Source organism: Sorangiineae bacterium MSr12523 (genome assembly GCA_037157775.1).
Lineage (GTDB): Bacteria > Myxococcota_A > Polyangia > Polyangiales > Polyangiaceae > Pendulispora > Pendulispora brunnea.
Window position 1 is genome coordinate 11,682,392 of sequence record CP089982.1, and the last position, 23,233, is coordinate 11,705,624.

At 66.4% G+C, this 23,233-nt stretch carries 18 protein-coding genes; 13 read left to right on the forward strand and 5 right to left on the reverse strand.

What is annotated here, in order from left to right:
* Positions 1–10: 10 nt before the first annotated feature.
* The 3 genes from LZC95_46240 to LZC95_46250 all read right to left on the reverse strand — a co-directional run bounded on the left by LZC95_46240 (position 11) and on the right by LZC95_46250 (position 4,428).
* Positions 11–1,108, reverse strand: a complete 1,098-nt coding sequence (locus tag LZC95_46240; protein ID WXA93843.1) for a PAS domain-containing sensor histidine kinase — start codon at positions 1,106–1,108, stop codon at positions 11–13.
* A complete protein-coding gene (locus LZC95_46245; protein WXA93844.1) occupies positions 1,105–2,409 on the reverse strand; it encodes a 6-phosphofructokinase in 1,305 nt (434 codons plus the stop codon). Before LZC95_46245 ends, LZC95_46240 begins: the two co-directional genes overlap by 4 nt.
* A 93-nt stretch (positions 2,410–2,502) precedes the next feature.
* A complete protein-coding gene (locus LZC95_46250; GenBank protein WXA93845.1) occupies positions 2,503–4,428 on the reverse strand; it encodes a serine/threonine protein kinase in 1,926 nt (641 codons plus the stop codon).
* Between the two features lie 314 nt (positions 4,429–4,742).
* On the opposite strand from LZC95_46250, the gene LZC95_46255 reads away from it, so the two are divergent.
* The 6 genes from LZC95_46255 (at position 4,743) to ligA (ending at position 14,078) form a co-directional block, all read left to right on the forward strand.
* Positions 4,743–5,048 carry a YggT family protein gene (locus LZC95_46255; GenBank protein ID WXA93846.1) on the forward strand — a complete coding sequence of 102 codons (306 nt, stop codon included), beginning with the start codon at positions 4,743–4,745 and terminating at the stop codon, positions 5,046–5,048.
* Between the two features lie 134 nt (positions 5,049–5,182).
* Complete coding sequence (locus tag LZC95_46260; GenBank protein WXA93847.1) at positions 5,183–5,842, forward strand: hypothetical protein; 660 nt, start codon at positions 5,183–5,185, stop codon at positions 5,840–5,842.
* Between the two features lie 13 nt (positions 5,843–5,855).
* Positions 5,856–6,236, forward strand: coding sequence for a cytochrome c (locus LZC95_46265; protein WXA93848.1), 381 nt, complete (start codon positions 5,856–5,858; stop codon positions 6,234–6,236).
* A gap of 41 nt (positions 6,237–6,277) precedes the next feature.
* Entirely contained in the window at positions 6,278–10,798 is a 4,521-nt protein-coding gene (locus LZC95_46270; protein ID WXA93849.1) for a protein kinase, read from the forward strand.
* Complete coding sequence (locus tag LZC95_46275) at positions 10,795–12,045, forward strand: patatin-like phospholipase family protein (protein ID WXA93850.1); 1,251 nt, start codon at positions 10,795–10,797, stop codon at positions 12,043–12,045. The genes LZC95_46270 and LZC95_46275 overlap by 4 nt, the downstream gene beginning before the upstream one ends.
* Positions 12,042–14,078, forward strand: coding sequence for an NAD-dependent DNA ligase LigA (ligA, locus tag LZC95_46280; protein WXA93851.1), 2,037 nt, complete (start codon positions 12,042–12,044; stop codon positions 14,076–14,078). The genes LZC95_46275 and ligA overlap by 4 nt, the downstream gene beginning before the upstream one ends.
* Before the next feature lie 230 nt (positions 14,079–14,308).
* On the opposite strand, the gene LZC95_46285 is transcribed toward ligA, so the two are convergent.
* Positions 14,309–15,199, reverse strand: a complete 891-nt coding sequence (locus LZC95_46285; GenBank protein WXA93852.1) for a LysR family transcriptional regulator — start codon at positions 15,197–15,199, stop codon at positions 14,309–14,311.
* Positions 15,200–15,288: 89 nt separating this feature from the next.
* On the opposite strand from LZC95_46285, the gene LZC95_46290 reads away from it, so the two are divergent.
* The gene (locus tag LZC95_46290; GenBank protein WXA93853.1) at positions 15,289–16,728 is read left to right on the forward strand and encodes an MFS transporter; all 1,440 of its coding nucleotides are present in this window, start codon (positions 15,289–15,291) and stop codon (positions 16,726–16,728) included.
* Here LZC95_46290 and LZC95_46295 read toward each other — a convergent pair.
* Positions 16,676–18,151, reverse strand: a complete 1,476-nt coding sequence (locus LZC95_46295; GenBank protein WXA93854.1) for a serine/threonine protein kinase — start codon at positions 18,149–18,151, stop codon at positions 16,676–16,678. The genes LZC95_46290 and LZC95_46295 overlap by 53 nt on opposite strands.
* A gap of 202 nt (positions 18,152–18,353) precedes the next feature.
* Here LZC95_46295 and LZC95_46300 point away from each other — a divergent pair, with 202 nt between their 5' ends.
* The 6 genes from LZC95_46300 (at position 18,354) to LZC95_46325 (ending at position 23,218) form a co-directional block, all read left to right on the forward strand.
* Positions 18,354–19,538, forward strand: a complete 1,185-nt coding sequence (locus LZC95_46300; GenBank protein WXA93855.1) for a thiolase family protein — start codon at positions 18,354–18,356, stop codon at positions 19,536–19,538.
* The gene (locus LZC95_46305) at positions 19,535–20,386 is read left to right on the forward strand and encodes an MBL fold metallo-hydrolase (GenBank protein ID WXA93856.1); all 852 of its coding nucleotides are present in this window, start codon (positions 19,535–19,537) and stop codon (positions 20,384–20,386) included. The genes LZC95_46300 and LZC95_46305 overlap by 4 nt, the downstream gene beginning before the upstream one ends.
* Complete coding sequence (locus LZC95_46310) at positions 20,383–20,592, forward strand: hypothetical protein (GenBank protein ID WXA93857.1); 210 nt, start codon at positions 20,383–20,385, stop codon at positions 20,590–20,592. Before LZC95_46305 ends, LZC95_46310 begins: the two co-directional genes overlap by 4 nt.
* Complete coding sequence (locus LZC95_46315; GenBank protein WXA93858.1) at positions 20,580–21,179, forward strand: hypothetical protein; 600 nt, start codon at positions 20,580–20,582, stop codon at positions 21,177–21,179. The genes LZC95_46310 and LZC95_46315 overlap by 13 nt, the downstream gene beginning before the upstream one ends.
* Positions 21,172–22,338 (forward strand): site-2 protease family protein, encoded by a 1,167-nt coding sequence (locus tag LZC95_46320; protein WXA93859.1) that lies wholly within the window; start codon positions 21,172–21,174, stop codon positions 22,336–22,338. Before LZC95_46315 ends, LZC95_46320 begins: the two co-directional genes overlap by 8 nt.
* Before the next feature lie 337 nt (positions 22,339–22,675).
* Positions 22,676–23,218, forward strand: coding sequence for a hypothetical protein (locus tag LZC95_46325; GenBank protein WXA93860.1), 543 nt, complete (start codon positions 22,676–22,678; stop codon positions 23,216–23,218).
* Positions 23,219–23,233 lie beyond the last annotated feature (15 nt).

Sequence of the window (23,233 nt, forward strand, 5' to 3'; positions counted from 1 at the left end):
CAACGGCTCCTCATACGCCCGGTTCGGTCCGCGGAAGGCGCGCTGTGAACGTCGTGGTCTCTTCGCCCGATTGCACGTTGACCGTGCCGCCGTGGGCGCGGACGATTTGTTCGACGATGTAGAGCGCGAGGCCCAATCCGCGCAGAGGGCGCGCGGCGTTTTGACCGTCGTTGGCGCGCAGGAACGGATCCCAGATGTACGGCAGGATCTCGGCCGCAATGGCGGGGCCCGTGTGGGTAACGTCGATGACGACGTCATCGCCATCGGCACGCACCGCGAGTTGCACCGGGGTGCCCGGGGTGGCGTGTTGCATGGCGTTGAGCACCAGGTTCACGGTCACCTGGGACATGCGGTCGGCGTCCCAATGGCCCTTGGCGTCGCCCTCGAGCGACAACTCGATGGTCCTATCGGGATAGACGGCGCCCAATTCGTCGGCCGATTGGGTCGCAACGTCGTGCAGATTCACCAGGGCGCGCGTAATCGGTATTCCGCCGCCCAAACGACCTTGGGCAAAATCGAGAATCTCGGCGATCATCCGAGCCATGCGCTCGGCGCTATTCAAAATACGGCGCGCGATCTTCGTCTGCTGCGGGGTCAGCGACTCTTGCTTGAGCATCATGTGCGCCGACACCGTGATGGTCGACAAGGGATTACGCAGATCGTGCCCCACGATGCCCAGCAAGCGCTCGCGCAACGTCTCCGTGCGCTTTTCCGCATTCAGCGCGGCGCCCAAGTCCCAGCGCGCCAGCACTTGGTCGGTGACCTCGATGCCCACCGTCAAAAGCCCCTCCGTCACGCCCGCGTCGTTCCGGAGAGGCTCGATGGAAAACTTGAAGATCGCTTCTTTCTTTTTACCGCCACGCACCAACGGCAGGGAAAACTCGTCGGCCGAAAACGGCTCGCCGGTGCGGTAAACGTGATCGAAAGCATCGAGAATCGGTGTACCCACGAGCTCGGGGTACACCTCTCGAAACGACTTACCGATCACGTTCGACCGGCCCATCACCTCGTCGTGCAGCCGATTGGCGAACTCATAGACGTGGTCCGGTCCCTTGAACATGGCGACCGGAACCGGCATCTGCTTGAGAATCGCGTCCGGCTGTTTCACCCCGCGCTCGCCTTTGGAATCCTCGATTCCGAACGCATGTTGAACGAATGCGGCCCGTCGTGCTGCACCAGCGGGAGGAACTCCTCGCGGAATTGATCCGGCGACAGATTGGCCGCGGCCGCAAGCCTCTTCAGCTCGACGTCGTCCTGGAAATCCTCCTGCTTCAATCGAAGCATGTAGCTACGGGCAATCTTGTAGCGGTCCGATTCGACGTCCACCATGCGCACGCGCATGCGGCCCGTTTCCGGATTCATGATTTGCGAGAACGGAATCGGACGGAAGCGCCCGTCCTGAATGGATACGAGCGCGGAGTGGCCGCCCTCGGTGATGTAGCGCGCGGCGCAGTAGCCGAGGTCGCGCGTGTACTCCATATCGAACGGAATCGGGTCGGCGCAGCGCACTTCGTAGCCAATGTCCTTGGCCTGCACGGTGAGCTTGATGCCCAATTGGCCGAGGCGCTCTTGCACGGCGCGCTTCACGATGTCGCCGAAGTTCACCTCCGCGATGCGGATGTGACCGTGGGCATCGCGCTCGACGCCGGAAAGGCCCTTCAGGTCTTCCTCGGAGAGCATCTCCACCAAGCCCTCCGCGAGCACGGCGACGCCGTCCTGGCGGCCGTACGCGAGGCGCTTCACGATGGCGCCGACGAGCGTATCGACGACGGTCTTCAAGCGCAGCCCGGGCGCGAATTCCTCGGGGATGAGCGTCAACGTGGCGCCCGCGGCCTTGCCGATGCCCAGCGCGAGGTGACCGGCCTTGCGACCCATGGCCACGATGAAGTACCAGCGCGACGTCGTCTTGGCGTCGACCATCAGGTTCTTCACGATGTCCACGCCGATGTGACGCGCGGTCTGGTAGCCGAACGTCACAATGTCGGCCGGAAGATCCAGATCGTTGTCGATGGTCTTGGGCACGTGCACGACGGACAAGCTGCCATTGGAAGCTTCAGCCAACTTGTGGGCGCTGAAGGCCGTATCGTCACCGCCGATGGTGATCAACTTGCTGATGCGATGATGGCGCAGGCTCTCGAGCGCTTTTGCGAGGTGCTTGGGATCCTTCGTGGGGTTCGCGCGGGCAATGCCAATATGGGAGCCGCCACGGAAGTGAATGCGGCTAGTCTCCGTAATGGTGAGGGGATGCACATGCGACGTGTTGCCCTCGATGAGCCACTTGAAGCCATCGTAAATACCGAGGACTTCGTAACCGGAGAGGCATGCGCGAATCGTCGCTGCACCGATGACGCTGTTGATACCGGGGGCGGGTCCGCCGCCAACCAAAATGCCGAGCCTTCGTTCAAGCATGGGCGGGATGCTACTCCATTGCATGAGTCAATTTGGTTTCGCGGAAACACAATTCGACCCCGCCGTAAATTGCTCGAGATCGCTACAATCGACCTACAGCTGATTGGAGTCGGGATCGACGAACGGGGGGATGGGTGTGGGCGTGGGGCCTTCGGCCGGCCCTGAGTTGGACGGATTGGACGGATTGGGCGGCGGGGCGCTGCCGCCCGCTTCACCCGCCGGAAGACGCGGTTTGGACGGCGCGCGGGGACGCGGCTTGGGGCGCACGGGCGTAGCCACAGCCGCGGCGGTTGCCGATGCTGCCGTGGTCTCTGTGGGCGCGCTGACCGCGGCGTCGGGCACTGCGGCCAATGCGGCGGCGTCCACTTGCTCGGCAGGGGCCGCGGCCGCCGCCGCTGCGCCGGCATCGGCGACCGCCTCTTGGACTACACCGGCATCCATGACGGCCGCCGCGGGCTCGGGAGGAGACGGTGCCGCCTGCGTGGCCCGGGCACCGAGCCAACCCGATCGATAGGCAAAGAACCCGACCCCGGCCAATGCGACAACCAACAGCGCCGATACGAAGAAACCACTGCGCCGCGGTGCGATCTCGGGCTCGCTCGCGAGCATGGATCGCGCCCCCGTCATCAACGGCGTCTCCGTGGTGAGCAGACGCGTTTCGCCGGTCGGCGTCGGGTTGGAGCCACCCGGCAAAGCTTGCTGCGCGCGTGGACGGCGCTCGCCCAGGGCGTCATAGCGGGACAGCGAGAGCTGGCCACCGTAGTTGAGCGAGGGAGGCCCTTCGAGCTGCGACACCACCGAATCTTCGGTTCGACTCGTGCGGCTCGGCCCTGCCACCGCCGGTACCGCCAGCGGCGAGGGAGGTCCCACCAAGGTTGCAAACGGCCGCACCGCGGTCGTCGACATGGGCGGTTCGGGCGGCGGCGCAGGCTGCGAAGTGGACGGAGACGCCGATGCGGCCGTCGCGACCACGTCCCCCGCCGGCGGCACCGACGCCGCCTTCGCGATCGCCGGAGGCGCTTCGACCGGCACGATGTAGCCGCCGAGGCCTGCGATCGTCCCGCCGGAGGACACGGCGGCGGCCTCTCCGCCTGCAGGCAACGACGGCGTGCGCGGCTTCTCGAGGACCGGTTCTCCCTTGTGCGCTTGCTCGAGCAGCAACGCCAGGCGAAGCGCCTGCTGCATCGTGCGCGCATTCGGCCAGCGCGCGCTCATGTCGAACGCCACCGCGCGATCGACGAGCTTGCACGCCTCGAGCGACACGTGCGGTGCGACCGATCCAATCGGCGGCAGCGGCTCGGTCATCGCCAACAAAAGCTCTTCGTTCGCCGTCTCTGCGCGGCGCGGGCGCTGGCCCGAGAGCAACGCCCAGAGCGTCGCGCCCACGGCCCAAAGATCCGTGCGCACGTCGACCTCGCCCCAGCGGCCGCGCGCTTGCTCCGGCGGCATGAAGGCGGGTGTTCCCAGCGGCATGCCCATTTGCGTGGACCCGCTCAAGTGGTGCGCTTCGCCGAGGCGCGCGATGCCGAAGTCGAGGACTTTGACCTCGCCCTTCTTCGTCACGAAAATGTTCGCGGGCTTCAAATCGCGATGGATGATGCCCTTGTCGTGGGCCGCGCTCACGATGTCGAGCAGGTCCTCCACGATCTTCAACGCGTCGTAGACGGGAAACGCGGATTGCTTTCGCAGCCGCCGCTCGAGCGTGTAGCCCTCGAGCAGCTCCATCACCAAAAACGCCGTCCCGTCCTCGGTGTGATCGTCGTCCAAAATGGAGACCGCACCGGGGTGCTCGATCTTGTTCGCGACGTACCCTTCACGCAGAAAGCGGGTCACGAAGTCCGTCTGAACCGAGAGTTCAGGATGAAGCAGCTTGATCGCGCCGCGCTTACCGTTGCGATGCGTTGCAGCATACACAGCCGCGCTTCCGCCCACGCCGAGCAAGGAATCCAACCGCCATTTGTCGCGCAGCACGCTGCCAACGCGTGCCTTTGAGCGCTCTACGAGCTCGGGTGCAGCCATCCTAATCTCGCATCTGTACCACGAAATGCCCCAGATTTCCTAGGTTTAGGATGAGGCCGCTTGGTGTTCTTGTCATGGTGGAAGGATCAGGCGCAGGACTTGGCGTGAAAGTCCAAAACGCTGCAGCGCAGCACGACACGCTAGAGCTGAGTTCCGCGCGCATGTGGTTTGGGCCCCAAGCGGGACCGTTGGGAATGGAAAAGAGGGAGCAAAAGGCTTGTTCCGCTCGCAACCTGCCGTTAGGGCGTGGCATCTTTCGAAAGATGCGGGGCGATACCGGTTTCGTAATCCACCGGGGGGTTATCGCGCGATCGATGATTTGGGTGAGGCTGATCCAACTCGTCAATTTCGCTTTCTATTGTGTCTACGCGTTGCTCTTCGCGAGGTTCGTCGTCGAGTACGTGAGGGCCAACGAGCAAATACGCTTCGTGCAATACGTGCACCGTTACACGGAGCCTCTGTACCGTCCTTTCCGCGGGCTGTTGCCGGTGCTGCCGGATCCCGGGGGACATCCGTTGGTCCTCTCCATCCTCGCGGCGATGGCGGCGTTCTTCGTCGTCCATATCGTCGTGCGCGGGTTGTTGCGCGCGAGCTCGCGGCCTGCGCTCAGCGAAGAGTAAGGCTCGACGGAGCGCGACCGAGGCGAGGACCGAACGGCGTCCGCTGAACGGCGGTGTGTCCTGCGGCAAATCAACGCAGGCGCGCGATGCATTTTGAAGTTGCCGCGTACAGATTTGCCTGTACGAGATGAAGCGTGGCCAACACTTCGTTTCGAGCGTTCGGCATCGCGTCGTCGCTCTCTTGCCTCGCGCTTTTGATCTCCACCTCTTGCTCGGATTCGGATGACAACAAGTCACCGAGCCCCCTCACCTGTGCGAATCCCGGCGGCGCCGTCAGCGGTGCGGCGGATTCGCATTGCGGTAGCAGCGCCACCACCATCGAGTCTGCAGCGTGCACGGGCTCGGGCACCACGGCGTTCTCGCCTGGTCTTCATATTGCGCACCACGATGCCGGCCACGAAGAAGATGGCGGCGCCGGCGAATACGGGCCCACGCTGTCGAACACGGAGGGCGACGACGACGAGTGCAAGTACCACGTGAAGTGGGCGCCGGCGTCGGACACGCAGGTCTGCGCCAACGGCGATGTGTACTTCGACGTGACCGTCACCACGAAGGTCGACGGCACCCCCGCGCGCAACGTTCCCGTTCGACCCGACTCGTTCTTGAACGACACGCATCCTTCGGTTCCCCGCAACACCGGCTACAAGGAGACGTCGCCCGGCGTCTACCGCGTGGGCCCGGTGCGGTTCGACGCGTCCGGCAATTGGACCGTGCGCTTCCACTTCCACGAGGAGTGCGTCGACGGCGAACACTCGCCGCACGGGCACGCCGCCTTCTACGTATCGGTTCCTTAGGCTCGTGAGATCGGTGAAATCCTTTTTTGCTTTGGCGACGAGCCTCCTCGCCGCCGCCTTTCTCGCTTGCGGAAGTGATTCGTCGTCGGACCCCAACCCCGGTCCGAGCTGCCCGGAACTGCCCCAGCAGTGCGCGGGAACCCCACCGAGTTACTCGACCGAAATCAAGTCCCTCGTCGAGCAGCACTGCTTCCCATGCCACGCACCTGGCGGCACCGGCGTCGGCGCAGCGGGGCGCGATTTCTCGAAATACGAGATTCTCCAGCGCGACAAGGCCAAGGCCCTGCTGCGCGTCTACGGCTGCACGATGCCGCCGAAAGAAGCACCGCAGCCCAGCGCCGACGATCGCGCCACTTTGGTGAAGTGGCTCGTCTGCGGCGCCCCCAACAACTAGATCCACGCTTCTTCGGCGTCCGGCGCTAGACTGAAGGGCTCATGGCAGCACGCGCCGCTCCCCACCAACTTGCGCACTTCGAAGTGGTGCGCCGATTGGGGGCGGGTGGGATGGCCGAGGTGTTTCTCGCCAAAAAGCGGGGCGCCGAGGGCACGTTCAAGCTGCTCGTGGTCAAACGTATTCTGCCCACGCACGGTACGTCGCGCCGGTTTCGCGCGATGTTCGTCGAGGAGGCCCAGCTCGCCACACGCCTGAATCATCCCAACGTCGTCCAGGTCTTCGAGTTTTACGACGGCGGTGACGAAGGGCAGCTCCTCGCCATGGAGTACGTCGAGGGGCCCGACTTGGGCATGCTCATGGCGAACGCCAAGGCGAAGGGCACGCGCATTCCGCCGTGGGTGGGCGCGTGGATCATCGCGGAAGCGGCCAAGGGCCTACACTACGCGCACGAGAAGAAGGACGAGGGCGGCGCGCCGCTCGAAATCGTCCACCGCGATGTATCGCCGCAGAACGTGCTGCTCTCCTTCGAGGGCGCGGTCAAGATCGCGGACTTCGGCATCGCCAGCGCGCGGCTGTTCGTCGAGGAGGCGGGGGTCATCAAGGGCAAGTTCGGCTACATGTCGCCCGAGCAAGCGCGCGGCGAAAATGTGGACCGGCGCAGCGATCTCTATGCGCTCGGGGTGATCTTCTGGGAGATCCTCGCCGGGCGACCGATCCACGGAGGCCTGGGTGGCGAGGCGCTGCTCGACATCGTGCGCTCGGGGTACGTGGAGCCGCCGAGCACCTACGTGCGCGATCTGCCGACCGAGCTCGAGTCGATTGCCATGAGGGCGCTGGAAGCGCGCCCGGAGGATCGCTTTGCCACCGGGCGCGAGCTCTCGGGCGCGATTGCGCGGGCGCTGCTCGCGAAACAGGTGCTCGTCGATGCATCGACGTTGGAGACGACGATTGCCCATTTGGTGGCGCCGCGGCTCCTCGGCAGCGAGACGGCACCGGATCCCGAAGACGTCGACGCCGGAGTGAGCGAGGCGCCGCTCGAAAGCGCCCCGGCACCCGCGCCCTCCTCCGAGGCGGCACCGGCCCCTTCGCAGGTGCCCTCGGAGCCGCTTTCGGTCTCGCTGGAGCAGCGCACACAGGCCGCGGTGCCGCTCGCGAAGAGCAGCGTGGAGATCGCGCTGGGGCTCTCGCATTTGAGCGCGGCGCGCGCGGAGAGGCCGCCCATCTCGGTGCCCACGCCGTCGGATCGGCCGAACGCGGGACCGCGCGAGGTGCGGCACGTGGCGGTGGTCACCTTGCGGCTTCACGGCGTCGAGGAGCTGCTCGCGCGCGATCGGGCCCTCGGGGAGCGCACGCTCGACCGACTGCGGCAGATGCTCGGCGACATCGCCTACAAGCGCGGCATGCGCTGCTGGATCTGGTCCAGCGATTCGGAGGCGCGCGCGGTCGCCGGGCTCACGCGCAACCCGGGCAGGGCCGCGTCGGAGGCGGCCTGGCTGGCGCTCGACACGCACGAAGCCGTCGGCGGCATGAGCGAGGATCTGCCCATTGCGCTGGGTGCGTCGCTGGGCATCGTGCGCGGCATCGCCTCGGGCACGCGCGATCCGCACGGGAACCTGGTGCGCTACCGGCTGCACGATCCGGCGTCGTACCTCGCCGACGTGCTCAGCCAAGCGACACCACGCGGCGTGACCTGGGTGGCCGGCGGCGTGTACCGCCTGGTGCGGCGCGATTTCCGCTGGGGCGATGCGCCAACGTTGCAGCTCGATCCGCTGACCCGAGTGGAAAATGTGCCGCCCACGATGCGGATTTACGCGCTCGAGCGAAGCCTCTCGCGCGAGGAGCGGCTGCTCGAGCTGTCGGCCGCGCCGAACGATCTCGTGGGGCGCGACGCCGAAAAAGCCGATCTCCACGCAGCCTACCACCGCGCCGTCTCGGGCGGCGGGAGCGGCAAGCTGACCTCGCGCGCCGTCGTCGGCGAGATGGGCATCGGCAAAACCGCGCTGGTGACGACGTTCCTCGCGGAGCTTCCGCCGAATGCGCGCATCGTGCGGGTCGAGTGCTCGCCGGTGAAGATGGAGGTGCCCTTCAGCGCCGCCGGCGACATCGTGCGCGATGCCATCGGCACGACGGGCGAAGAGCCTTTCGAGGACGTGGTTGATCTGGTGGCGCGCGCCGGCGGCGGGGCGGCGCACGGCGATGCGTCGCATCCGATGGTCGCGCGCTTGGCGGAGCTGGCCACGAACCGGCCACTGGGCGGCGGCGACGACGAGAACGCGCACTACCGGCGCAAGCTGGTCAGCCAGGGCCTGCGCAGTTTGCTCGCGGCCATTGCGCTGCAGCAGCCGCTGGTGCTCGTGGTGGAGGGTCTGCAGTGGGCGGACAAGCAGAGTCACGATCTGCTGGGGGAGATCATCCACTCGCACGATCCGCTGCCGGTGCTCATTCTGCTGGTGTCGCGGCAGGATGAACGCAGTGCCGCGCTGCTCGATGGCGTGGTGCGCATCGAGCTCATGGCGCTCTCCGGGGACGAGCAAGTGCGCTTGGTCGAAGCGCGCCTCGGCGTCCGCAAGGGCGTGCGCAACGTCTGCGCGGATCTCTTGCCGCGCGTGGGCGGGAACCCCTTTTTCCTGCTGGAAATGGTCGATGCGCTGCTCGAGCGCGGGGCCTTGGAGATCCGCGAGGAGCAGACCGACGACGGGCGGGTCGAGCATGCGCTGGTGCGCACCGAGCGCATCGAGGGCGGCCTCTCGGCGCTTCCCTCGACCTTGGAGCAGCTGCTGGGCGATCGCTTGCGCGAGCTCCCCAACGAAGAGCACGCGGTGGTCGATTGGCTGGCCATCGCCGGCGGCCCGCTGGTCATGGCGGATCTCGCGAAGCTCACGGGCGCGGGCGGCGACGATGCCGTCGTGCGCTTGTGCGCGCGCGGGCTGTGCGATCGCAAGGGCGACGTCGTCGACTTTCGCCATCCGCTGACGCGCGACGTCGCGTACCTCGCGCTGGCGGCGCACGATCGCGTGGTGATGCATCGCGCCTTGGGCGAGCACCTCGGTCGAACGAACCTGGGGCGCGGGCTCTCCGCGGCCATCGTGGCCAAGCACCTCGCGAAGGGCGAGGCGGGCGACCAAGCGGCGAATTTCTACCTGGAAGCTGCCCTCGCCGCGAAGAACGGCAACCAGATGCAGCTCGCGATGCGGTACTACAACCGCGCGCTGTCGTTCTTGCCGCCCGACGATGGGCGCCGCATCGGCGCGCACGAGGCGCTGGAGTCGATTTTTCGCGTGCTCGGTCGCCGCCGCGAGCGCATTCGGCACCTCGATGCGTTGCGCAAGCTGGCACGCACCTTGGGAACACCGCGCGTGACCTGCCTCGCGCTGCTTCGTTCGGCGCGCTTCGATCTGGACGACGGGCGCCTCGCGCACGGGCTGCCGCTGGCGCGGCGCGCGGCGGAGGTGGCGCACACGCATCAGATTTCCAACTACGAAATCGATGCCGAGGCCATGGTGAGCGATTTCCTGCGCGAGCTCGGCAATGTGCAGGGCGCGCTGGCGGCGTGCGATCGTGCCTTGGCCGCGTGCAACCCCAACGTGAACGCGACGGCTCCACCCCGCGCACGGGCCGACGTGCTGCGCTCGCGCGGCATCTTGCTGCGGCGCGTGGGGCGCGTGCGCGAGGCGGTGGATGCGTACGTGGATGCCATCGCGGTGTTTCGCAAGGTGGGCGCGCGGCGGCAGGAGGCGCGGGTCAAGCATGCGCTCTCGTTCGCGCTGTTTTGCCAGGCGCGCTACGAAGATGCCATCGCGCTGGGGCTCGAATCGATCCAGATCGATCTGGCCATCGGCGGGCGCTTCCAGCTGGCCAACACGCTGACGAACATCGGGCATGCGTACGGCAAGGTCGGCGATGTGCCGCGAGCGCTCGCGTATTTGAAGCGCGCCCGCGATGCGCACCAGCGCTACAACGACCAGGACGCCCGCGCGGACACGCTCACGGTGACGGCGGAGATTCTCCTCGAGAGCGACGAATTGGACGAGGCGGAGCATTTCCTCGCCGAGGCCGCGGCCATCAATGCGGTCACGCACAACGCGTACGACACGACCCACGAGCTGGTGGTGCGCGCGGAGCTGCACCGCCTGCGGCGCGATCCGCACGCCGCGATTGCGCAGGCCATCCAGGGCCGGCGCATGGCCGAGGATCGCTCGCTGGTGAGCTTTCATTTTTACGGCTTGGCCATCGAAGCGGCAGCGCGGGTGGACGCCGGGGAGATGCACACCGCCACGCTTCTGGCCACCACGGCGCTGGGGGCCGTGGAGACCCTCCAGGGCTGCGAATATGGCTTCGATATCCGGGTTTTGTGCGCCGATGCCCTCAGGCGTGCCGGCTCGCCCCAAGCGCCCGAAGCGCATCAGCGGGCGGTGGATCGTGCGGTTGCGGTGGTGGGAAGTATCCGTGATCCACGGTTGCGTACGTTGTTCCTTCAACGACCGATGGTGAGCGGACTGTTCGACAAGACCCCCGTTCCCCAGATAGTGCTTTCGTCAGCACCGATGAGCGAGATCGAATGACTGGAAAGACCCGACGGCGTGTCGCCATGATTCTGTCCGGAGGGGGTGCCCGAGGAGCCTACGAGGTGGGCGTCCTCTGGTACATCTTCGACGAGCTCACGCGCATCCGCGGTGGGCCGCCGAAGATCGACATCCTCTGCGGCACCAGCGTGGGCGCCATCAATGCGTGCTACCTGGCCGCGCACTTGGGCGATCCCGTGCTCGGGCTGCGGCGGCTCGTCGACCTTTGGACCGAGCTGCAGCTTCCGCGGGTGCTCGGCTTCGGCATGCGCCAGGTGCTCAATCTTCCGCGGCTGCTCCTGGGCGGGGCGGGCGATGGGCACGGCATCTTCGACGTGCGGCCCATGGCCGATCTCGTCACGCGCGAGATCAGCTGGCGCGCGGTGAGCCGGTGCCTTCGACGGCGGCAGCTGCTCGCGCTGAGCGTCTCGTGCACCGAGGTGTCGCGCGGCCGCACCGTGGTCTTCATGCAGACCTCGCCCCATCTGGTCATTCCCGAGACGGCGCCGCCGCGGACGCTCTTTCGCGCGGTGCACGTGGGGCCGCACCACGCCTTGGCGAGCGCCGCGATCCCGCTGCTCTTTCCGCCGGTGCGCATCGATCGCGAGCTCTATCTGGACGGCGGATTGCGCCAAAATACGCCGATTGCGCCCGCCCTGCGGCTCGGGGCCACGCACATTTTTGCCATCGGCGCCTCGTCGGAGGTGCGCGGGGTGGTGACCAACGAGGGTCCGCCCAAGAACACGGAGACGCCGGCGGCCGCGTTTCTCCTGGGCAAGGTGCTGAACGCGTTCTTGCTCGACCACATCGACGTGGACATCGAGTTGCTCACGCGGATCAACCACGTGGTGCTCGATGGGACGAACACCTTCGGTCCAGAATTTCTCGAGCAGCTCAATGCCACGGCGGCGCGCCGTGGGGCGCCGCCCTGCAAGTACGTGCACTGCTTGAACGTGCGCCCCAGTGAAAATATGGGGCGGCTTGCGTCGGACTTCGTGCGGCGCGGACGTTACCGCGGCGATCCGTTCGTGACCAAACGGGTGCTGTCGCTGCTCGATTTCGGCGTGGGCGACGAGGCCGATCTCGCAAGCTATCTGCTCTTCGACGGGCAGTTCGCGCGGCAACTCATCGAGATGGGGCGAGCCGATGCTCGCGCCCGGCGCGACGAGCTGCTGGAGTTTTTCGAAGGCGACGGCGCCAGCGCAGACGAATCGGACGAAGTCAGCGTAGACTCCAACGCTTCATGACCGCTGCCGAACGCCACGCCGCACTGGTGCGCGAGATCGACGCGCACAACTACCGCTACTACGTGCTGGACGATCCGAACGTCACCGATGCCGAGTTCGACCGGCTTCTGCGCGAGCTGCGGGCGCTGGAGGAAAAGCACCCCGAGCTGGTGAACGAGCACTCGCCGACCCAGCGCGTCGCCGAGCAAGCGCGCGCGAACGTGGTGAAGGTGCGGCACGAAGTGCGCATGTTCTCGCTCGACAACACGTACTCGGTGGAGGACCTCACGGAGTTCGCGCGGCGGGTGAAGGCGGGCCTCTCGGAGAGCGAGACGGTGCGCTACGTGATCGAGCCGAAGCTCGACGGCGCGAGCATCGAGGTGGTCTACGAGGACGGCCGTCTGAAGATGGCCTCCACGCGCGGCGATGGCGAAATTGGCGAGGACATCACCACCAACGTGCGCACCATCCGCGGTGTGCCCCTTTCCATTTCGCACAAGGGCAAGCTCACCTTGCGCGGCGAGGTGGTCTTCTACCGCAAGGACCTCGAGTCGCTGAATGCGGAGCGCGCGCAGGAGGGGCTCGAGCCGTTCGCGAACCCGCGCAACGCGGCCTCGGGATCGCTGCGCATGATGGATGCGCGCGAGGTGGCGCGGCGGCCGCTGCGGGTCGTTTTTTATCAAATCGTGGAAGGGCCTCGCCTGCACAAGTTCCACAGCGAGAGCCTCGATTGGCTGGCCAAGGAGGGGCTTCCCTCGCACCGGCGGCACGTCGCCGTGCCGTGGGAGGGCGTGACAGAAGCCATTTTGAGCATCGACCGCGCGCGGGCGGATTATCCCTTCGAGACGGACGGCGCGGTCATCAAGGTGGATAGCTACGCGCAGCAGGACATCCTGGGCTTCACGTCGAAGTTTCCCAAGTGGGCGGTGGCCTACAAATTCGCCGCCGAGCGCGCGTGGACGAAGCTCACGGACATCCAAGTGCAGGTCGGACGCACGGGAACGCTCACGCCGGTGGCGGTGCTCGATCCGGTGCAACTCGCAGGCACGACGGTGTCGCGCGCATCGTTGCACAATGCAAGCTTCGTAGCGGCGCTCGATGCGCGCATCGGCGACAAGGTGGCCATCGAGAAGGCGGGGGAGATCATCCCGCAGGTCGTCTTGGTGGACATGGAGGCGCGCAGCGGCGACGAGGTTCCATGGCAGATGCCCACCAAGTGCCCCGAGTGCGGCACCAAGGTGATGGCGCGGCTGCTCGACGAGGAAAAAGGGCAAATGGAGGCGGCCATCCGCTGTCCAAACCGACTTTGCCCCGCGCAGGTGAAGGCGCAGATCTTTTACTTCGCGCGCCGCTTTGCGATGGACATCGATCATCTGGGGCTGGCGCTGGTGGAGCAGCTGGTGCAGCGCGGCGCGGTGAAGGATGTGGCAGATCTGTACGATCTGACGAAGGAGCATTTGCTCGAGCTCGAGCGCATGGGCGACAAGAGCGCGCAAAACGTGATCGACTCGATCCAGCGCTCGCGCGAGCGTGTGCTCGATCGGCTGCTGTGCGGGCTGGGGATCCCGCAGATCGGGCAGGTGGCGGCGCGGCAGCTGGCCGAGCAGGCGGGCACGTTGGAGCATTTGCTTTCGTGGAACGAGGAGCAGGCGCGCGAGCAGGTGGCGAGCATTCACGGGTTCGGGCCAAAGATGGTCGATGCGGTGGTGGCGTTTTTGGCCGACACCGAGCAACGACGCATCATGGAGAAGCTCGTGGAGCACGGCGTCGGGCAGCCGCAGCCGAAAGAGACGGTGGTGACCGAGGGGCCGCTGGTGGGCAGCTCCTTCTGCGTGACGGGCGTACTCTCACGCAAGCGCGAAGACGTCCACGCCGACATCCGCGCCCTCGGCGGCACCGTGTTCGACTCGGTGAAAAAGGGCACGACGTACTTGGTCGCCGGCGAGAAGACCGGCAAGACAAAGCTGGATCAAGCGAAGAAACACGCGACCCGCGTCATCACGGAGACCGAGCTCGCGATCCTTTTGGCCGGCAAGGAATTGCCTCCGGCGTAGCGCGGGGGGAGGATGGAGCGCCGCCGTCTCGGCGGCGGTCCGCCGGCTTCTAGCCGGCCTGCCTCACGCGTCCCTTCGCGGGAGGTCTCCCCCATGCGAAGGCGGCCCAGCCGCCGAGCATTTGGGGGAGACCGCCACGCGCCCGCAGGCGCCCTGGCGCCGAGGACGCGTGGCGAGTGGGGGCAGCAAATCTTCTTTCTTCTGTTCTTCTCTCTTTAGGAAAATAGCATTTAGAACTTGAGTGTCTTCGCGTGGGCGGTGATGGCGTTGCGGAGGGCGCGGGTGGCGGCGGTGAGGTAGCCGGCGCCTCGGTGGACGACGCATACTTGGCGGAAGACGACGCCGCCGCTGATGGGGATGGGTTCGACGCGCCAGCGCTTGTCGCGGGCCATGAGCTCGGGGACGAGGGAAACGCCGAGACCCGCTTCGATCATGCGGCGGACGCTCTCCAGGTTGTCCGTCTCCAAGGCGACGGAGGGGCGCTTGCCGACGGCGGCGCACACTTCTTCCATTTTGCGCATGCCGATGGTGCCGGGAATGACGACGAACGGCTCGTCGATGAGCGACTGCAGCGCGATGGGCTTCTTGCTACCCGCGAGGCGGTGGTGCGGTGGAAGGGCGAGGCGGTGCTCTTCGCGCCAGAGGAGCAGCGCGGAGAGCTCCTCGCTTTTCGGTGGGTACTGCACCAGCGCGAGATCCAGCTCGCCGCGGGCGACTTTGGCCTCGAGGCCACCGGTACCGCCTTCGAGCACGATGAGCTTCACGGCGGGGTATGTCTTGTGAAACCCGGCGACGACCGGCGGCAGCACGTACGCCACGATGGTGGGTAGCGCGCCGATCTTCACCTCGCCGCGCGGCTCGCCCGAGAGCTCGCTCACCTCGACGACGCCCGAATCGATGGACGCGAGCGCACGCTCGGCGTGGGGAAGGAAGCGCTCACCCGCGTCGGTGAGGACGACGCCCTGCGGGGCACGCACGACCAGCTTCGCGCCAAGTTGGCGCTCGAGGCGCTGCACGAGGCGCGACAGCGTCGGCTGCGAGACATTGAGCGACTTCGCGGCCCGCGTAAAACGGAGCTCGCGCGCGAGGGCGGTGAAGGCGCGGAGTTCACTTTCATCCATGGCGTGCTATGCAAACTATACCAAAACTGCATGCCCGCTATTCGAGTCATTCACTCGACGCATGGGGTTACGGGGACCATAGTGGGGACATGACTTCCACGGTGTCTTCGTCGCTGCTGGAGGCTCCAGCAGCCACCGCGGGGACACGACGGAAGATCGCGACCCTCGCCATGATGACGGCCTTGGTCGTCAGCGCCTTCGAAGGAACGGTGCCGACGACTGCCATGCCGAGCATCGTGCGCGAATTGGGGGGGACGCACCTGTTTTCCTGGGTCTACGCGAGCTTCCTCGTCGCCTCCGCCGTTTCCATCCCCGTTTTCAGCAAGCTCGCCGATCGCGCCGGACGGCGCCCCATCTTCACGGCGGGCATGCTCCTCTTTCTGCTCGGTTCGGTCCTGTGCGGCGCCGCCCACTCGATGCACGAGCTCATCGCGGCGCGCACGCTTCAAGGCATGGGCGTCGGGGCCATCGGCCCGCTCGTGCCCACGGTGATCGGCGATTTGTATACGCTCGAGGAACGCGCCAAAGTGCAGGCGCTGTTCATGGCGGCCTGGGGCGCGGCCAATGCGCTCGGGCCGGTCATCGGCGGTCTCATCGTCTCCACCATGTCGTGGCGCTGGGTCTTCTACGTCAACGTTCCCTTCGGGTGCGCCGCCGTCGCGCTGCTGCTTGCGTCGTACGTCGACCCGCCCGGCCGCGGGCTCCGCGTGCGCTCGTGGCGCGAGCTCACGAGCTTCGTGAAGGCGAACCTCGACGTGCGCGGGGCCATTCTGTTCGCGCTCGCCGCCTCGGCGATGCTCCTCGGTTTGGAGGACCAGGCCGCCTTCGGGTTTGGCGTGCGCGTGGTGCTGCTCGCGATGGCCGTCGTTTTCGGCATCATGCTCGTGCGCGAGGTGCGCGGCCTGCGCGACGATCAGGGCACACCGCCCCTGCTCCCCTTCGCCGAGCTCGCGGATCCGGTCGTGCGCGCCGGCGCCATCGGAAGCCTCTTCGCCGGGGGACTCATGTATGCCATTCCCGCGTACGTCCCCTTTTGGTTCGCCACCGAGCGGCACGAGAGCGCCGTTCTCGCCGGCGTGGCGCTGATTCCCTTCCTGGTGGCGTGGGCCGTTGGCTCGGCGCTCGGTGTGAAGGTGCTCGTGCGCCTCGGCGCCGTGACGGTCTCGCGCGCGGGGATCTCGCTGTCGGGCGTGGGCACCTTGCTCGTGGCGCTCGCGGCGCGGATGCATGCGCCGACGTGGTTCGTCTTCGCCGCCCTCGGCATCGTCGGGCTCGGCCTGGGCGCGACCGCGAACTCGACCTTGGTGGGCCCGCAGTCCCGCGTACCATGGGCAAAACGCGGGGCGGTAACCGGTTTCATGCAGGTGGGACGCACGCTGGGTGGTGCCACCGTCGTGGCGCTCCTCGCGCTGCTTCCCTCGGCGCAGGGCCGCTTTCTCGTGCTGGCGTTGCTGGCGCTGGCCGGCGGGCGGGCGATTACCTTCGCGGCGTCTTGGAACCGCGCAGGCGATCCCGTGCCTCGCGCATGATTTCCGTCACGTCGTCCGGGTTGTCGAGCTTCACGGTGATCTCCTCACCCTCGGCAACCGGCGGCGTGGCGGCAGCTGCCGCGCGCCGCTGACCCGTGCGCGCGGCGCGGATCATGTCGATGGCATCCTGCCGCACCTCCGTGGCCGCCACCTCGTCGTCATCGTCGTAGGGGCGCGGCCGAAAATCCGTCCGCTGGATCTCGGTGGGCATGTCGTCGAACGCATCGGCCTGCGCGGCCAGGCGTCGCTCCTCGTCGGAAGGCGGCAGCGTCACGGCTTGGTAGACGGGCGCGGGAACAGGAGCGGGAACGACAGGAACGGGAACAGGGCGCGACGCGGCAGGGGTCGGAGAGCGCAGAAACGACTGCCGCGCGGCCTCCACCAACTCGGGCGAGATGGGATGCAACCGCGTGGGACCGCTGTAATCGTCTCGCAACCCCTTGAGATCGCTCTGGAAATCCACCGCGCTGCGGTACCGATCGTCGCGGGAGCGGCGCATCGCCTTCTCCACGACGCGCTCGATGTCGTTGGGCACGTTGGGCCGCAGCTCCCGAATGGGCCGCGGAGACGTGGTGAGGATCTGCAAAAGCAGCGCGTTGTAGTTCGGCGCGAGGAAGGGACGGCGTGCGGTGAGCGCCTCGTACATGATGACGCCGCACGCATACAGATCGACCCGTGCATCGAGATCGCGATCGCCACGCGCCTGCTCGGGCGACATGTAGAACGGCGTGCCCATGACCATGCCGGTGCGCGTGAGGTGCAGCTCCTCCTCCGTGCGATCGCCGGAGGGCAGCATTTTGGAGACGCCGAAGTCCAAAATTTTCGCGATGGGCGCGCAGCCCACCCGTCGCGCGAGGAACACGTTTTCCGGCTTGATGTCGCGGTGCACGATGCCCTTCTCGTGCGCGGCGATGAGGCCCGAGAGGACCTGCGTGATGAGATCGAGGACCTCGTCGTAGGGCAGCACGCCATCGCGCGAGATGCGATCGGCCAAGGTCTCGCCGACGAGGCGCTCCATCACGAGGTACGGGCTGCCGTCTTCCAGCTCGCCGAGATCGTACACCTCGCAAATATTCGGATGGCCGATCGCGCCGGCCGCGCGCGCCTCGTGGTGGAAGCGCTTCACGCTGACCTTTTTGCGCGCCTGCGAAGGGTGGAGCACCTTCACCGCGACGGCGCGGCCGATGGCCACGTGCTCGGCCTCGTACACCGTACCCATACCGCCCTCACCGAGGACGGAGCGAACGATGTACTTTCCACCGATTCGCTTGCCGATCAGGTTGCGGCCCCCGCGTTCGATCAACCGACGTTCTCCCGTGGGAGGCCGGTCCGAGCCGCCGCCCGTATTGGAAATGGTGCCGCGATTGGCCGGTGACGAGGACGACGACGAGGAGGACGAGGAGAACGTGGTGCTCTCCGCCATTTTTCTTCCCGTGATAGGGCAAACGGGAAGAGCTTCGTCGTGCATGCGTGCACAGTGAGGGCAAGGAATGGAACGGGGCACCGTATCTTCTCGAAGACTAAGCCCAGCGAGGGGCTCTAGCAACGTCCGCCGCCGTGTCACCCCCTCAATGGCCGTTCGGTACGCAGAGGTGTGCTAGACCGAGGGCGCAAGGAGATTTCCCATGACGACGACCGCGCCCGTTTACATCGTTTCGGCTTCGCGTACCCCCATCGGGGCCTTTTTGGGCAGCCTCTCCGCCTTGCGCGCGCCGGATTTGGGCGCCACCGCCATTCGAGGCGCCCTGGAGAAGGCCAAAGTGGCCCCCGATCAGGTCGGCGAAGTCTTCATGGGCAACGTGCTCTCGGCCGGCATCGGCCAGGCGCCCGCACGCCAAGCCCTGATTTATGCAGGGATCCCCAACACGGTGCCGGCCACCACGGTGGGCAAGGTCTGTGGCTCCGGCCTGCAAGCCATCGTGCTTGGCGCCAAGACCGTGGCGCTCGGAGATGCCGAGCTCGTGGTTTCTGGCGGCATGGAATCGATGTCAAATGTGCCCTACTACCTCGACAAGGCCCGCGGCGGGTACCGCATGGGCGACGGAAAAATCGTCGATGGAATGATCTTCGACGGCCTGTGGGATCCGTACAACAACATCCACATGGGCAATTGCGGCGATTCGTGCGCCAAGGAGCACGGCTTCACGCGCGAGGCGCAGGACGAATACGCACGCGAGAGCTTCCGCCGCGCCCTCGCCGCCCAGCGTGAGGGGCTCTTCGACAAGGAGATCACGCCGGTCAAGGTTCCGCAGAAGAAGGGCGACGCGCTCGAGGTGAAGCTCGACGAGGGGCCGACCAAGGGCGATCCGTCCAAGTTTGCCTCGCTCCGGCCGGCGTTCTCGAAGGATGGCACCATCACGGCCGCCAACGCTTCGTCGATCAACGACGGCGCGAGCGCGCTCGTGCTGGCCAGCGAAGCCGCCGTGAAGGCGCACAACCTGACGCCGCTGGCGCGCATCGTCGGGTACGCCGCCGCGGCGCACGAGCCGACGCAGTTCACCACGGCGCCCATCAAGGCCATCGACGCGGTGTGCAAGCGCACGGGGCTCAAGACGAGCGACATCGATCTCTACGAGGTCAACGAGGCCTTCGCGGTGGTGTCGATGGTGACCATCAAGCAACTGGGCCTCGACCCGCAGCGCGTGAACGTGCGCGGTGGTGCGGTGGCGCTCGGGCATCCCATCGGCGCTTCGGGCGCGCGCATCGTGACGACGTTGCTCCATGCGATGCAAGACCAGGGCAAGAAGCGCGGCTGCGCGGCGATCTGCATCGGCGGCGGCGAGGCCTTGGCCCTGGTCGTCGAGCGGTGATTCGCCCGCGCGAGCTCTCCGCCACGCTGGATCTGTTTCCCGTGCGCACGCCGACTTTGCCGCCGGCGACGCACACGAACAGCTACGCGCTGGGCTCGCGCGATGTTCTTCTCGTCGAGCCATCGACGCCGTACGACGACGAACAGCGCGCGTTCCTCGATTGGGCGCGCGCGCTGGCCTCACAAGGGCGGCGGGCGGTGGCCATCTGCGCAACGCATCATCACGCAGACCACGTGGGCGGCCTCGCGGTGCTCGCGAACGAGCTGTCGCTGCCGGTGTGGGCGCACCCCGAGACCACCGCGCTGCTCGAGCCGGATCTCGCCGCACACGTGACGCGTGCGCTCGACGATGGCGACCGCATCGTGCTCGACGGGCCCATCCCCGAGGCATGGCAGGTGCTGCATACGCCCGGGCATGCGCCAGGGCACGTGTGCCTTTACGAAGAGACGCACGGCACGGTCGTGGTGGGCGACATGGTGGCGAGCGTGGGGACCATCTTGATTGCGCCCGGCGATGGCGACATGCGCATCTACCTGGAGCAGCTCGCGCGGCTGGAGTCGCTGGGTGCGCGGCTGGCGCTGCCGGCGCACGGCGATCCCATCGACGAGCCGTCGGCGCTGTTTCGCAAGTACATCGTGCACCGCGGCATGCGCGAGTCCAAGGTGCGGGCCGCGCTCGATGCGGCAGGTGCGAAGGGCTCCTCGTTGGAAGACCTGGTGGCGGTCGCCTACGACGATACGCCCGTACACCTGTGGCCGATCGCGCGTTTGAGCCTGCAAGCGCACTTGGATAAACTCGCCTACGAGGGCGCCGCCGCGTTCGACGGCGATCTCTGGCGAGCGTCATGACCTGGCAGAAGGCTTACCTGGCAACCTGCATCGTGCTCGAGGAACCGGAAGCTGCGCGCGCGCTCGGATCGAGCTGCGACGAGGTGCGGCGGGAGCTCGCGCTCGATGCCCACTCGAGCAAACAAGCGCGGGCGCGCCGTTTGGCGGACGCGATTCAATCGATCTTGCGCGATCTCGAGCGCATGGAGCAGCCATGGCCCATCTAGCGCGCGGGACGGTGATTCGCGGCGAAGCTGCGGAGAAGGCCACGCCCTTTGGGCAGCACGTGGGCGATCCGGCGCGCGGCCGCGTTCTTCCTCGTCCGCTGGTGGACGCGCACCAGGCGGCCGCGGAGGTGACGGAGCGCGCGCGGGCTCGCGCCTACCACGAGGCACGGGTCCACGTGGAAACGGAGCTGGCGGCGCATTACCTGGCGCTGCGCACGCGGCAGGAGCGGCAGGCCGAGGACGATTTGGATCGCACGGTCGCGCTTGCCGTGCTGCTGGCCGAGCGCCTCATCGGCGCAACGCTTCGCGTGGAACGCCATCGTATCGTGCATATGGCCCAGGCAGCCTTGGCCGAAGCGAGGGGCGCACGAAGGGTCGTCATCGAGGCCTGCCCCCTCGACGTGGAGGAGCTTCGGTCCAACGTTTGCGCTTTCGGGCTCCCACCCGAATGCGTGGAAATCCGCGAAAACCCGGAGCTTGCTTCGGGCTCCCTCTCCCTTCAAACCGACCTCGGATCGTTGGATGCAAGGCTCTCCCCCCAACTCGAGCGACTCGCCGTCGCACTCCGTGACGCACTCCGTGAATAGTGATCGGCCCAGCGAGGCGACGCCGACGGGCGAGGTGGCCCACGTCGAACGACGGCCCCTGGCGTGGCGCACGAACCTCGGGCTCTTCCTCGTCACCGCCGTGAGCGTCTTCTGGACAGGGACGCAGGTATTCAGCGACGCCCCCACGTGGGCGGAACGCGCGGCCATGGCCTGGCCCTTCACGGTGACCTTGCTCGCCATCTTGCTCGCGCACGAGTTCGGCCACTACATCGCGGCGCGTCTTCACAAGGTGGACGCCTCGCTTCCCTTCTTCATCCCGCTGCCGTTTCCCGTCTCCCCCTTCGGCACGATGGGCGCCGTCATTCGCATGCGCGGGGACATCGACACACGCCGTGCCCTGCTCGACATTGGCGCATCGGGTCCGCTGGCCGGCTTGGTGGTGGCGATCCCTGCATATGCATGGGGTGCAGCACATTCGCAACTCGTCGCCAACACGGTGGACGCAGGCCAGCTCGGCGAGTCCATTCTGCTGAAGACACTGGACTACTTCTTCGGGCCCGCAGTTCCGGCGGGGATGGACCTGCAGCTCTCGCCGGTCGCGTACGCAGCGTGGATTGGCATGTTCATCACGATGATCAACCTGCTGCCCATCGGCCAGCTCGATGGCGGACACATTGCCTATGCGCTCTTGGGCCCCCGCCAGGACAAAGTGGCGCCTTACGTGCACCGCTCGCTGTTGGCGTTCTTCTTCGTCAGCCTCGCAAGCTTCGCCTTGCGCGACGTGCGCGCCGGGTTCGGGCTCTTCCGCATCGGCCAGCACGTGGCCAACGCCATCCCTTGGCTCGCTCTATTCGAGTTCATGGCCGTACTCGGCACCCTCTCGAGCCAACGCCACGCCCGTTCCCCCGACGCGATGACCCTGCGCACCCGCATCCTCGCCGTCGTGGGCCTGGTGGTGATCGCGATGCTGGGCCAAGACCTCACCGGCGTAAAGGGTACGCTCCTCTGGTTCGGGTGGTTCGTCGGACTCGGGTTGTTTCTCGCAATGGACGTCCGCTGGGGCGTGCTCCGCCGCCACGCGCTGTTCGATCATCCCGTCACGAGCGCAGAGCCCCTCGACCGCGTACGCGCGGCGATTGCCGTCATCACGTTGGCGATGTTCGTGCTGCTCTTCATGCCCGCACCGTTGACGATGTGAGATCGACGATCTCGTCGTAGGCGCTCCCGCAAAAACACCTTAATTGGGTGTTATATTGCATTTTGCAATTGGCACGTTCCGACGCAGATTCGTTGCCATTTTGCGTAAGGTCATACGCTCTCTTACTTCGAGTCAAACCGACCGATAACGTGAATTATCGCTACGTCGCGAGAATCCTTCAACGGATGCGTCACGATGTAAGTGTCGCGTCGTCATCTTCGTTGAGAAAAATCGAATCAGGATGGCGTCGTCTCATTTCGAACGATACTCCTAGATGGCCTAGCGCGGTTACCGCGGCTTTTTCGAAAGCAACCATCCTCCTGATCTCGACGATACGATGCGCAAGAAAAGCACCGCAAAAAGCCTCGGCGTCGCGACGTCGCCGCATACGCTCCCCCTTGGGCTGAAGCACACGATCGAACTCGTGCCTCAAGGGGGTGGCGCACAACTGCGAGTTGTGAACGCGGCATCGGGCCGCAACGATCTCGAAATCGATATCGTAGTCACCGATGCTGGCCCCACCGTGCGAGTACGGGCTCGCACGATCGAATTGGATGCGACCGACGAAGTGGCGGTTCATTGCAAGAATTTCACCGTCGACGCTCGCGAGGCGATCGCTCTGCGCGCTGGCAGTGACATGAACATCGCTGCGTCGGCACTCGAAATGAAGGCACATGTCGGCAACGTGACCGTTCGCGCCAACGACGACGTGCAGCTGCTCGGTGAACAGGTGCTTCTCAACTGCGACCGCGAACCGCCCATTCCACCCTGGGTACCGGTACGCACCGGCCCCGAGCAACTGCTTGCACGCGAAGATCAGACAGGAGACGTGGAGCTGCTGAACGCTTTACTGTCCAACGAACCTTTGCAGCCAAGTTAGCGGAGAACTGGCACG